This is a genomic window from Peptostreptococcus anaerobius VPI 4330 = DSM 2949 (assembly GCF_000381525.1).
Classification (GTDB): domain Bacteria; phylum Bacillota; class Clostridia; order Peptostreptococcales; family Peptostreptococcaceae; genus Peptostreptococcus; species Peptostreptococcus anaerobius.
In genome coordinates, this window is sequence record NZ_KB906615.1 from 14495 (window position 1) to 27770 (window position 13276).

Consider the following 13276-nt stretch of genomic DNA (forward strand, 5'->3'; position numbering starts at 1 on the left):
ATGGAAAAATTTAAGTACGCTATCGAAAATAAAAGGTACCATACTTGGAACTATTATTTGAGACAAAAGTATAATACAAAGGTATTTAAGGTATCTATCAATGCTGGTTTTACCTGTCCTAACATAGATGGAAGTATCAGCAGGGGTGGCTGTACATATTGTAGTAAAGAGGGATCAGGTGATTTTGCCGGAAATCCCAAAGATGATTTAGTAACTCAGTTTCAAGCTATGAGACTGATGATGGAAAAAAAGTGGCCTAAGGCAAAGTACATAGGGTATTTTCAAGCATTTACCAATACCTATGCCCCTCTAGAAGTACTAAGAGACAAGTATGAGGTGATACTTGAACAGGACAATGTAGTAGGCCTATCTATTTCTACTAGGCCAGACTGTATAGAGGATGATGTCCTTGAATACTTAGACGACCTAAACAAGAGGACTGATCTTTGGGTTGAGCTAGGTCTACAGACAATACATGATGATATATCAAAAAGGATAAACAGAGGGCATGACTATGCTATATTTCTAGACTGTGTAAATAGGTTGAGGTCTAAGAATATAAATGTTGTTGTCCATATTATTGACGGACTTCCTGGTGAAGACCACGATATGATGCTTGAGACAGCCAAGGCTATATCCAAGCTAGATATACAAGGGGTAAAGATACACCTTCTTCATGTGATAAAGGACACTGTAATGGCTAGGCAATATGACAAGGGACAGTTTGACCTTATGACAAAGGAAGACTATGTCAAGATTGTATGCGACCAGCTAGAGATACTACCACAAGAAATGGTGATTCACAGGTTGACTGGTGATGGCAAAAAAGAAGACCTAGTAGGACCTATGTGGAGTCTAAAAAAATGGGAAGTTCTAAATGCTATAGATGATGAACTCAAGAGAAGGGATTCATGGCAGGGAAAATATTTCAATAGGAAGAGAGGTGATAGATATGATGATGAAAACACACATAATCCTATCAAAGTCTTTAATAGACAATACTGATAAGACTAAACAGTTTTTCCTTAGTGAAAATAATTTTATATATGGTAATATAAAACCTGACATAGTTTCAAAGTACAAGCTTAAGAAACATTACTTAGATGAGTCGTATACAATGATCAAGACAAAGATTGAAAAGATGAGCAGTCTTAACCTCGATAGTCTTGAAAAGCTATATAGCAAGTCTAGTTTCTCCCAGGAGATAGGTGTCATCTGTCACTTTTTGGCAGATTTTTTCTGTGTGGCCCATAGTGAAAGGTGGGAATTTAAGCACAGTATGTATATACACGTTCAGTATGAGAGGGGTCTAACAAAGGTGGCAGAGGATTACTACCTAAAGGATGATAGACTATCACATCTAGAAAATTTTGATACTTTCTTTGATATGCTATACCTTGAATACAAGTCAAATGGGAACTATGAAAAAAATGACTTAAAGTATGCAGCCTATATTTGTAATACTGTGACAAACTATATACTAGATAACATATTAAATAACACAGTCAAGGCCCATACAGTTGCTTAATAATTAAATCAAACACCATCTGGATAGGTATTATATATATTACTATTCTAAAACTATAAAGTTTGGATAGATGTATATAAGTATTTATTAGGTGGTGTTTTTTCGTATATAATTTTGAGACCGATAAAAATTGGGTAACTAATATATAAATATCAAATCAATCTAAGTTTAAATTTATTGAGATACTTAATTTAAGCATATATATTTTTTAAATTCAATCATATAGATTTTTCTTAGTTGATAGACTAGGTAAATGAAAAAAATAATAAACGGAGGTTTTATGGAGATATTACAAAATGTAGATAAATTATTATATATGGCCCAAGATAACATGGTTCTCTCAATTATAAGTGGATTTTTCTTGGCCTATATAGAAAGTTTTATACCAATGATACCTATTCTGGTAATAGGGGCTGCTAACGGAGCAATAAATGGTCTATTTTTAGGATTTGCTATCACTTGGTTGGGATCTTGTGCAGGTGCATTTTCGGTATTTTTAATATTAAAGCACTTGATGAATAGGTCATTTTTCACAAAATTAATGGACAAGAATAACAAATTTAATAAGATGATAGCCAAAGTGAAAAAGTCTGACTTTAAATTCTTGCTTTTATTTTATACACTACCATTTTTGCCCAGCTCATTGACAACACTAGCCGCTGCCTATTGTAAGATAGATGTGAAAAGATTTTTGCCACCTATGGTAGCAGGAAAATTTATGATGTTATTTACAATCAGTTACTTGGGAAGTGATTACCATAAATTCGTTAAGAACCCATCTAAGCTTGTAGTTACTCTTCTTGTATTTATACTTGTATACTTAATTGGCAAAAAGGTGGAAAGTAAGATGGATTTGAGTTAAAATATAAGTTAACGATAATACAAGGGAGATTTAAATGAAAAAAGTTTATGTTGTAAAAGAAGGAAGAAAAAAGGGTATATTCCTGACTTGGAATGATTGTAAGGAAATGATTAGTGGATACTCAAATGCATCTTACAAGTCCTTTGAAGACCCTTATGAAGCTATAGATTACCTATTAGGAAGTGATATAGACAAGTACAGAACTAAGGCAAGAGAAGATAGGGTAGATGGCAAAGATAATAATAAGTCTGAAAACCTAGAGACTATAGACCATGAAAAGACTAGTCACAGTGTAGAGAATCAACATATAGATATTGTTATGGGTAATAGCCAAAAAATAGAGGCATATGTTGATGGTAGTTTTGATTCATCTAAAGGCACTTATGGTTCTGGTATCGTAATAATTAACGACAATAAGGTGGTTGAGACAATTTCAAGGAAGGGTCAAAACCAGGAGAATATATCGATGAGGAATGTAGCAGGTGAAATTGAGGGTGCTATGATAGCTATGGAATATGCGATTGAAAATGGTTATGACACACTTGACCTATATTTTGACTACAATGGCATTGAAAAGTGGTGCACAGGAGAATGGAAGACAAATAAAGAAGGTACTAAAAATTATAAGCAATTCTATGATGGTATCAAGAATAGACTGAGGGTCAATTTTTATAAAGTGAAGGCACATTCGGGTGTTGATTACAATGAATTGGCCGATAAACTAGCAAAAGAGTCATTAATATAGACCATGAAAAAATATTTATAACAAATATTCAAAATTTGATTGATAAAAGTGTCATAATTTGTTATTATATTGGTAGGGTTAATTTATGTTAAGAGTTTAGATTTATAAGTTAGTATACTTTTTGGGTTATTATATATGAGTAAGTATCATATATTTCAAATAGTTATTTCACTTATGGGTAAGTTGGAAGGTGGTGAAGACGTGAGAGACCTAATTGTAAAAGTAAAGAGTTTTTGGAGTCGTACACTTAGGTATGTCGTGTTTTCATTTATAACTGCTATTCCAGTAACAATGGCTCTTTTAATTTTGAATGCTTTTCTTGGAGTTAAAGCTTCATTTGGCTTCTATACTTGGATAATAATTGGAGTTATTGGACTTTGTACTGCTGCTCAGATGGCTAAAAATTGTGATAAGCTGTTTACTCCTATCAATAGGAAACTTATCATCAAGCTTGAACAAGAAAGACTTGAAAGAGCAAGGCTTAACAACAGGAGAAAGAACAAGAAGTCACAAGGCAAAGTTTCATAATTTAGATATTTACACAGTGGATTTGATTATTCACTGTGTTTTTTGTTAATTTACAAGAGCACACTATAGAATACAACCTTGCCAATAAGTATAAGTTCTTGCGAATTATCATAGGATATTATTAAATCTTTAAAACAGTCATCATAACTTTCTGGGCTAAAAATAAATCTTTTATTCTTTTTATCGTTGGTAAATCTTTTTACAGAATATGAGTAATTATGGCTGAATACAACTATATCTCCAGTTGAAATACTTTTGATATCATAGTCTCTAGCAACAAGAATATTGGCACCGTCTGGTATGGTCCTATTCATACTTTCTCCATTTACCTTCATAACTACCATATCTTTTCTAGACTTGTACTTTCCTAGCATACTATCAGGAATGTCTATATAGTCAAATTCTTCTTGAGGGTCTATCAAGTCCGGAATTCCAGCAGATACTGATCCACTTATAAGGGGGTATGAGTGTATATTAAGACTTGTCGGTTCACTTGATTTATATGTTTCTAAAAGTTCCATCTCTTCTGAATTACACATTAGCCAGTCTGGGTTAATATTTAGGGCATCTGCAATAATAAATATCTTATCAGGTTTTGGAAGGTATTTACCTGACATATACGAACTTAGGGAACCTTTGTTGATTTTTGTTAGTTTAGAAAGCTTGTATTGACTTATGTATCTAGTTTTCATAGCAAGTTTTAATCTGCTTATAAATATTTGTTTTTCCATACTCGAACCTCCTATATGTTCTATTATACCATATGGTTTAGAAAACGCAACCTATATTTTTATCAAATTGAAAAAAAACATTTCAAATATATTCTTATTCATGTTAATATAAGTATAGATAAGTTTTGAAAATTTTGATGTTTATATATTGATATAAAACAAAATGAAATTTTCGAGATTACAGTTATTGATTAGGGGGTATCTTTTAATAATAGTATTTTATACTATTATTTTTAGTATTATGCTTTTTTGAGCACTATACTATATAGAAATTATTTGTATTATATTAGGTAAGAATTTAGCGGAGGAATTATATGAGTTTTTTAAGTGAAAACAAGAAGGTAATAATACCTGTAGGGGTAGTTGTTGCTGTACTAGCAATTGGAACGGGCATCTTGTCTGCACAAGTTTCGTCGGATAAGATAGCTAAAAATGTAAGTATTGCCGGTGTTAATCTAGGTGGTAAGACAAAGGCAGAAGCTCTTAAGGCTTTGGATAGTCAGTCTAAGTTTAAAAATATTAACTTAAAACACGCCAAGAAATATTGGACTGTATCTGTTGATGATATTGACCTTAATATAGACTTTTCAAAGACAGTTGACAAGGCATATAGGGTAAATAGGGATGGTGGCTTTTTCTCCAATTCTATATCTATGCTAAGGTCTGACTTTGGAAAAAAGACTAGCGTACCACTTGAAATGGACTATAGTGATGCTAAATTAGAAGAAAAGCTAGTTGAAATTAAGGGTGAGTTGGATAGCCCTGTAAAAAATGCAACTTTAGAATACAAAAATGAAAAAACAAGTGTTATACCTGAAGAATCAGGTAGAGAAATGAAAGTATTGGCATCAAAGTCTAAGATTAAAAATGAACTTAAAAAAGATAATTTTGATATTGACTTAGTTGTTAAGCTAGAAGAAGCTAAGTTTAAAGCAGCAGACCTTAAGGGAATAGATACCTTGTTGGGAGCTTATTCAACAAACTACGGTGGTGTTGCAGGTAGAAGTTACAATATAGAAAAATCTGCAAGAGATACTAACGGTGTTGTTTTAAAACCGGGCGAAGAATTCTCTTTTAATGGTCTTACAGGAGACAAGACCCTTGCAAGGGGTTATAAGGTTGCACCAGTAATAGAGAGTGGTCAACTGGTACCAGGTATTGGCGGTGGTGTTTGTCAGACTTCATCGACTATATTTAATGCTGCACTCCTAGCTGGTATGGAAATAACAACTAGAAGAAACCATACTATACCATCAGATTATGTTGACTTGGGCCGTGATGCGACAGTAGCTGACGGTAACCCAGGTCAGGACTTTAAGTTTAAAAATCCGTTCAAACACAATGTATATATCAAGAACTATACTCTAAATGGCAAGCTTCATTCTCAGATATATGGCTCTAAAGAAGATTTCCAGAAAATAGATATATCTACTCAGATGTTGGGATCATTCGGTGGTGGAAACAAGACAGTTGTTGATGCTAGCGTGCCTGCAGGTAAAAAAGTAGTAGTCAAGTATGGAAGACCTGGATATAGTGTAGCAACATATAGAATATTTAAGGACGAACAAGGCAATACAGTAAAGACTGAAAAGATTGCCATAAGTACTTATCCAGCCCAGGTAGGTCTTATAAAAGTAGGACCTGCTAAGCCAGCAGCTAAACCTAATCCAGGTGCTAAACGTGGTCCAAATCAGCAGTCAGGACCAGCTGTTGGTGGAACTACTGGACAAGTTGTTTCACCTGGTAGAGGAATATAAGAACAATATAATAAAAAAATGACTAAGTCCTAGATATTCTAGGACTTTTTTATATAATAGTCACTAAATGACTAAATATCTGCTATAATTGAGTGTGTAAGAAAAATTTAATTAAGTTTAGAGTATGGGAGGATTTATGAGTCAGGTTAGAGATAGATTGAAGGAACACCCTAGTCTTAGAATGGCAACTATGGTACTAGGATTGAGTATTTCGGCGGTAGGAGTAAATGGTTTTTTAAGGCAGGCTCACCTACTAAGTGGTGGAGTTACTGGTCTTGCTACTGTTATTAACTACTTAACCGGTGTCAATGTAGGTTTGATGACATTTTTGATCAATGTTCCAATTTTTATTTTAGGATTTATATATCTTAAGAAGGATTTTTGTATTATGAGTATGATAAATATGATTATATACTCTTTTATATTGGGTATGACCCAAAATGTCGGTGGCATTATACCAGTGCATGATATGTTCTTACAGACTATATTCGGTGGTTTCTTAAACGGTTTAGGTATAGGACTTGTCTTTAGGGCTAGGGCATCTACAGGAGGTACTGATATACTTTGTGCTATTATCAAGATGAAGAGTAATGTTGAGATCAAAAATTCCAACTTTGCATTTAATGTAGGTGTTGTTATGGTTGGAACAGCATTTTTTGGTCTTACTCTTGGATTATATACTCTTATAGGATTTTATGTTAGTTCTCTTGCATTAGGTTTTATCAAGGATGCTATGAATTATCAAAAGTCACTATTGATAATTACTGATGAGCCTGAGAAGATTGCAAAAGACATAATGAGAGACCTTGTAAGGGGGGTTACCTTCCTAAATGCTGAAGGAGCCTACACAAAGAAGCCAAAGAAGATTGTATATACAGTAGCTTTAACGAGTGAAATACCTAGGATAAAAGACATAGCTTTTAGGCATGATAAGAAGGCCTTTATATCTGTTAGTGACATTACAGAAGTAAAGGGTAGGGGATTTAAAGCAAAAGACATATAATCTAGATAAAAAAACAATTTTATTTGAAATAAGTATTTTAAAATACTAGTAAGTGTACTATAATATATAGAGTGGTAAATTGAGCTTATTTTTAATGAATGGAGGTAGTTAATTTGAGTTTATCAAAAAACTATGTTGAACTTTATAGCAACTACTTTAGAGAGATAGATGATATAAAGAAGAGCCTAAAGATGTTCAAATTAAAAAAGAATACAGCTTTAAAGTTGGGCATTTTTGCTTCAGATGAAGAGGTTTCTGAACTTGAAGAATATCTCTTAGGTGTCACTCCAAAGAATGATACTGCGAATGATAAAGAAGCAAATCAAGAATATATAGAGAACACAAAGAAAGAGTTGTCTAAAAACGAAAACTTAGCAGACATATTAGACATACTAGAAGATGAAGATAAGAACAGCGCTGCTAAGGCAAATGATATGGTTCAGATATACAGGTTCACAAATGGGGATATGTATATAGGAAGGCTACTTGATGGCAAGATGATAGGGATAGGTTCTTACATATTTGCGCCAAAAGAAGATGATGAGGGCAATATAAATACAGAGTATATCGGCAACTTTGTCAATGGTATTAGGGAAGGAAAGGGAACTTTCACATTCTCAAATGGCAATGAATACATAGGTAACTTTGTAGACAACAAGAGCAATGGTGTTGGAAGAATGAAATACAATAATGGCGACGAGTACCTTGGCAACTGGGAAGAAGGAACCAAAGAAGGTATGGGTATATATACTTGGAAGAATGGCTATATGTATATAGGAGACTTTAAGGATGGCAAGATGGACGGAGAGGGTTCATGTTTCAATTCTAAGGGTGAGCTAGTATATAGTGGTGAGTGGCTAAAGGGCCAGATTCATGGTAAGGGCAAGTATATATGGAACAAGAACAAGTACTATGAAGGTGATTTTGTTCAAGGTGAGAAGCACGGAACAGGAGTTTTTTACTTGAATTCACAGCCAGTTTACACAGGTACTTGGAAGTTCGACAAGCCTAGTATTTTTGATAAATCATTTGACGAGGTCTTTGCAAATATTGAGTTTTAATAATTAATTTTACTAGTACAGACAAAATTTTACTGGTATAGACAAATAGGAAGAAACCATCTTCCTATTTTATTTTGTTGCTAACTTAAGAAACCTTAATATAAAAATTTTGTTTAAAGACATATTTTAAGGAAATATATTGATTTTTTATATTTATATTGCTTAAATTATGTAAAAAAAAAGGATTTATACAAGAAATGTCGAAATTAGTTATAGTGAAGATTGACATTTTGTAAAACATACTAAGTTTTACTTATTTAGACAGAAGGAAGTTGATATACATGGACGATATAAAAGATATTATTGATGAAGTAAAGGCTAGAAATGATATAGCAGATGTTATTTCTGACTATTTAAAGTTGACTCCTTCTGGTTCAAATTATAAGGGTCTTTGTCCTTTCCATCATGAGAAGACACCCTCATTTAGTGTCAATACGTCCAAACAGATTTTTAAGTGCTTTGGATGTGGAGCTGGTGGAGATGTTATCAACTTTATAATGAGAAAGGAAAATCTAGATTTTATGGATTCTGTAAAATTCCTAGCCAATAGGGCGGGAATAGAGTTCAATACTAATTTGGATGAAAAAACCAAGCAAAGACTTGCAAAGATTAAGAGATACCAAGAGATGCATACTGAAGCAGCTAGGTACTTCTATAGTCAGTTAGACAATCCTAATAATCCTGCTCTGAAGTATTTTTTGAAAAGGGGCTTGGATGTAAAGACAATCAAGAGGTTTGGATTAGGTTATTCTCCAGATTCTTGGGATAGCCTCAAAAATTATCTTGTGTCAAAAGGATATAGCCTAGAGGAATTGTTTGACGCTGGACTTGTCAGCCAAAACAAGAACAAGACAAACTATTATGACAAGTTTAGAAATAGGGTAATGTTTCCTATATTTGACTATAAGAGTAATGTGATAGGTTTTGGTGGAAGAGTCTTAGATGATTCTTTGCCCAAGTACCTAAACTCACCTGACTCTGAGTTATTTAACAAACGAAATAATTTATATGGTCTTAACTATGCAAGAAAGAGTATAGGTCATGATAAGACTCTTATACTGGTTGAGGGTTACATGGATTTGATATCCCTTCACCAATTTGGCATAAAAAATGTAGTTGCTACCCTAGGTACAGCTCTTACAGATAACCAGGCGGTACTTTTAAAGCGCTTTGCAGATAATATGATCTTGTCCTATGACTCAGATGACGCTGGTGTAAATGCCAGTTTGAGGGCAATAGGCATATTAGAAAAACAAGGTATAAAGCCCAAGGTACTAAACTTAGGCTCATATAAGGACCCAGATGAGTTTGTTAGAGCAAATGGTATGAACGCTATGTTAGACAGGATAGATACGGCTATTGAGGCCAACCAGTTTAGGCTGGATAGCCTGAGAAAGTCTTACAATATGGATGATAAAAAGGATGTAATAGCCTATATAAAAGAGTCATCTAAGATTGTAAAGAGGATTAAGAGCCCTATAGAAAAGGACTACTATATAGACTACCTATCAAGTATAACGGGTACTAATTCAGATATAATAAGGTCTGAGTTTGGGATGACTTTTAGGAACTATCCGAGAAGAGATGATAAAAAACCTGCCAATACTTTTTTACATAGGCCACAAAAGGTCAGTGTTGTTGAGGATGGCAGTAAATTTATAGAATTGAATCTAATAAGGGCAATGCTCGATAGCCGATTGGTTAGAGATACAGTGCCTCTTAAGATTAGCCTTGAGGATTTTTCAGATGAAAATAGCAAAAAGATCTATGAGAAGGTTTCAAATGTTGATAATAAGGGCATTAAAGTAAGTAAGGATGGGAGCATCAAGCTTGAAGATGTATATTCAGATGATATTGACATTGATTATATCAAGAAGCTTGGCAGGGTAAAGCTAAATGTCGAATTCAATGACTTAAACGAGGTTGATAAGATAATTAATAGCTTTATGAGGGAAAGCTCCGAAAAAAGATTAGAGGAATTATTCAAACAGCAAGAAATTTTGGAAAACAGAAGAAAGACAATAAAAAATAATAGCCAGGAAGCGAAAGAGGTTGACTTAGAAATTATGGAAATAGCTTTAAAAATTGTAGCAGAAAACAAGACATTGAAAAAATTCTAGGAAGGAGGTTAGTTATGGCTGAAAATATCACAAATGAAAAGGCAGAAATAAACAAGGCTGCCAAAAAGAAATTATTGGAAAAAGGTAAGAAAGAAGGATCTGTAACCCTGTACGACATCATGGAAGCATTTCAAGACAAGGACTTAGATAAGGACGTTGCAGAAAACCTATATGAAACCCTAGGTAATTTAGGGATAGAAGTAATAAATGACAAGGAATTTAAAGCCGATATAAACTTGAATGAGCCAGACGACCTAGATATCAAGTCTATAGACGAAGAATCAAGTGAAGATACCGAAACTGCAGAAACAGAGACAGCTGAGATAGCTGTACCTAAGGGTATCAGTATCGATGATCCAGTGAGGATGTACCTAAAGGAGATAGGTAAGATACCACTACTTAAGCCACATGAAGAAGTTGAATTTGCTAGACTTATGTCAGAAGGTGATGAGAGGTCAAAGCAGAAGTTGGTTGAAGCCAATCTAAGACTAGTTGTATCTATAGCAAAGAGATACGTTGGTAGGGGTATGCTGTTCCTTGACTTGATTCAGGAGGGTAACCTTGGTCTTATCAAGGCTGTTGAGAAGTTTGACTACAAGAAGGGTTACAAGTTCTCTACTTATGCAACATGGTGGATTAGACAGGCTATAACTAGGGCTATAGCTGATCAGGCTAGGACTATCAGAATACCTGTCCATATGGTAGAGACAATCAACAAATTGATAAGAGTATCTAGACAGCTACTACAGGAGCTAGGAAGAGATCCAAAGCCAGAAGAGATAGCCAAGGTAATGAATATGTCAGAAGATAAGGTAAGAGAGATAATGAAGATAGCACAAGATCCAGTATCTCTTGAGACACCTATAGGTGAAGAGGAAGACTCACATCTTGGTGACTTTATACCTGATGAAGATGCACCTGCACCAGCAGAGGCAGCTGCCTATTCACTACTTAAGGAGCAGATAGAGGAAGTATTGAATACTCTTAATGATAGAGAGCAGAAGGTACTTAAGTTGAGGTTTGGTCTTGAAGATGGAAGGGCTAGAACTCTTGAAGAAGTCGGCAAGGAGTTTGACGTCACAAGAGAGAGAATCCGTCAGATAGAAGCCAAGGCTCTTAGAAAATTGAGACATCCAAGCAGATCTAAGAAGTTGCGTGACTACTTAGACTAATAGGCTTAGAGCTACTTGAGCATCTGATTGAATGCTATGTATTTTTAGATTGAAGATTTGGGTATGTATTTATGGTTATCTGTAAGTATGTACCCTTTTAATTGTAGGGGAGAGTAAATGAAGTTAACAGCTAGACTAGAAAAAATATCTTCCCTGGTAGATCCAGGAAAGAAGATTGCAGATATAGGCACGGACCATGCCTATATACCATCATATTTGATGTCTAAGGGCCTTGTGAGTGAAGCTATTTTAACAGATGTAAACAAAGGACCGCTTGACAATGCCAAGTCTGAGATTTCCAAACTAGGGTTTGAAGACAGGTGTCAGCTTAGGTTGGGTAATGGTCTTGAAGTTGTAAAACCAGGTGAGGTAGACCAGATTATAATAGCTGGTATGGGAGGGATCCTTATCAGTGAGATTTTAGAGGCGGGAAGAAGCACTGCTATAGCCGCTGAAAAACTGATTCTACAGCCAATGCAGGCCCAAGAAGAGCTTAGGCAATACCTTGATAGGTCTGGATATGAGATAGAGTCTGAACACCTTGTAAGAGAGGATTTTAGGATATACGAAATATTAGTTGTAAGATATAGGGGACTGGATTATCAAACAAGTTCATATAGAGATTTTTATCTTGGCTTTAAGGAAGAAGATCATAGTCAAATTAATCAAAAAGATATGGAAAAAATCATCCTAGACCTTTCTTATGAGATTCCAAAACTAATATTTAACAATCCAAAAGACTTAGTTGAAGGGTTTATAGACAGGAAACTACATGAGTACTCATCTATTTTGGACAAGATGCCCAATATAGACAATGAAACAATAAATAAAAGAAAAAAAGAAATAAATTTTAAGCTGAGTGTAATAAAAGCCTTGAAGAAGAAAATATAATTACATGAGCATAGGTTTATTTGAAAGGAGTTTGTAATGAAACTTAAAAGTATACTAGAGCAAATAAATAAAAAATACCCTGAGAACCTTCAGTATTCGTGGGATAATTCAGGCCTAAATATAGGTAATTTAGACTCTGATGTAAATAAGATAATGTTGACCCTAGAGATAACATCTGATACAGTTGATGAGGCTGTAAAAAAGGGAGTTGACCTAATAATATCCCACCATCCATTTATGTTCTCAAAGGTCAATCAGATAACAAATAAGGACCTAAAGGGAAAGTTAATATATAAATTGATAAAAAATGATATAAATGTCTATTGTATGCATACATCATATGATGTAGCTGAAAATGGTTTAAATGACTATTTTGTAAAGCTGATGTCTTATAAGCCAAGCGAGATATTAGATCCGGTTGGTGTAGCAGAATTTTATGATGCAGCGACAAAGACTACTGTAACTAAGGAATATGGACTAGGTAGGATTGTTAGACTAGGTGAAGGACTTAGGGCCCTAGACTTCCTGCAGAACTTAAAGGCAGCCCTAAAGATTGAAAATATAAGGCTAGTAGGTGACCCTATGAACAATATTGAGTCTTTTGCGGTTGTAACTGGATCTGGTGCAGAATACTTTGAGATGTGTCACCAAAAGAATGTAGACCTGCTTATAACAGGGGATATGAAGTACCATCAGGCAATAGATTCAAAAGAGATGGGTGTTATGGTGGCTGATTTTGGTCATTTTGGAACTGAGGATATATTTGCTGAGTCAATAATCGACTTTATCAGGTATATATGCGAAGGATGTGAAATTTTCAAGTCGGATATATACATCAATCCATTTACTAATATGTAATAGGTCTTTTAAAGATTTTA

At 34.3% G+C, this 13276-nt stretch carries 13 protein-coding genes; 12 read left to right on the plus strand and 1 reads right to left on the minus strand.

Going from position 1 to position 13276, the window contains the following annotated elements; translation table 11 throughout:
* From mnmL to F823_RS0104695, 5 genes are all read left to right on the plus strand, one after another.
* Positions 1 to 1005, plus strand: coding sequence for a tRNA modification radical SAM protein MnmL/YtqA (gene mnmL / locus F823_RS0104675; protein ID WP_002846402.1), 1005 nt, complete (start codon positions 1 to 3; stop codon positions 1003 to 1005).
* The gene (locus F823_RS0104680; RefSeq protein ID WP_019595430.1) at positions 953 to 1528 is read left to right on the plus strand and encodes a zinc dependent phospholipase C family protein; all 576 of its coding nucleotides are present in this window, start codon (positions 953 to 955) and stop codon (positions 1526 to 1528) included. Before mnmL ends, F823_RS0104680 begins: the two co-directional genes overlap by 53 nt.
* 280 nt (positions 1529 to 1808) lie before the next feature.
* Positions 1809 to 2390 (plus strand): TVP38/TMEM64 family protein, encoded by a 582-nt coding sequence (locus tag F823_RS0104685; RefSeq protein WP_002844336.1) that lies wholly within the window; start codon positions 1809 to 1811, stop codon positions 2388 to 2390.
* A 34-nt stretch (positions 2391 to 2424) separates the two neighbouring features.
* Positions 2425 to 3135, plus strand: coding sequence for a ribonuclease H1 domain-containing protein (locus tag F823_RS0104690; RefSeq protein ID WP_002846407.1), 711 nt, complete (start codon positions 2425 to 2427; stop codon positions 3133 to 3135).
* Positions 3136 to 3270: 135 nt separating this feature from the next.
* Positions 3271 to 3663, plus strand: coding sequence for a hypothetical protein (locus F823_RS0104695; RefSeq protein WP_002846410.1), 393 nt, complete (start codon positions 3271 to 3273; stop codon positions 3661 to 3663).
* A 50-nt stretch (positions 3664 to 3713) separates the two neighbouring features.
* Here the strand turns inward: F823_RS0104695 and F823_RS0104700 are convergent, their stop codons facing one another.
* On the minus strand, positions 3714 to 4394 hold the full coding sequence (locus F823_RS0104700) for a LexA family transcriptional regulator (protein WP_019595431.1): 681 nt from the start codon (positions 4392 to 4394) through the stop codon (positions 3714 to 3716).
* A gap of 314 nt (positions 4395 to 4708) precedes the next feature.
* Here F823_RS0104700 and F823_RS0104705 point away from each other — a divergent pair, with 314 nt between their 5' ends.
* The 7 genes from F823_RS0104705 to F823_RS0104735 all read left to right on the plus strand — a co-directional run bounded on the left by F823_RS0104705 (position 4709) and on the right by F823_RS0104735 (position 13256).
* Positions 4709 to 6151: a VanW family protein gene (locus F823_RS0104705; protein WP_002846414.1), complete on the plus strand. Its 1443-nt coding sequence runs from the start codon at positions 4709 to 4711 to the stop codon at positions 6149 to 6151.
* Positions 6152 to 6287: 136 nt separating this feature from the next.
* Entirely contained in the window at positions 6288 to 7154 is an 867-nt protein-coding gene (locus tag F823_RS0104710) for a YitT family protein (protein WP_002844349.1), read from the plus strand.
* A gap of 113 nt (positions 7155 to 7267) precedes the next feature.
* Positions 7268 to 8215, plus strand: a complete 948-nt coding sequence (locus tag F823_RS0104715) for an MORN repeat-containing protein (protein WP_019595432.1) — start codon at positions 7268 to 7270, stop codon at positions 8213 to 8215.
* Positions 8216 to 8496: 281 nt separating this feature from the next.
* Positions 8497 to 10335, plus strand: coding sequence for a DNA primase (dnaG, locus tag F823_RS0104720; RefSeq protein WP_019595433.1), 1839 nt, complete (start codon positions 8497 to 8499; stop codon positions 10333 to 10335).
* A gap of 14 nt (positions 10336 to 10349) precedes the next feature.
* A complete protein-coding gene (gene rpoD, locus F823_RS0104725) occupies positions 10350 to 11507 on the plus strand; it encodes an RNA polymerase sigma factor RpoD (protein WP_002846424.1) in 1158 nt (385 codons plus the stop codon).
* 117 nt (positions 11508 to 11624) lie between these two features.
* Positions 11625 to 12398, plus strand: a complete 774-nt coding sequence (locus tag F823_RS0104730) for a tRNA (adenine(22)-N(1))-methyltransferase (protein WP_002846425.1) — start codon at positions 11625 to 11627, stop codon at positions 12396 to 12398.
* 36 nt (positions 12399 to 12434) lie between these two features.
* Positions 12435 to 13256, plus strand: coding sequence for a Nif3-like dinuclear metal center hexameric protein (locus F823_RS0104735; protein ID WP_002846426.1), 822 nt, complete (start codon positions 12435 to 12437; stop codon positions 13254 to 13256).
* Positions 13257 to 13276: the final 20 nt, after the last annotated feature.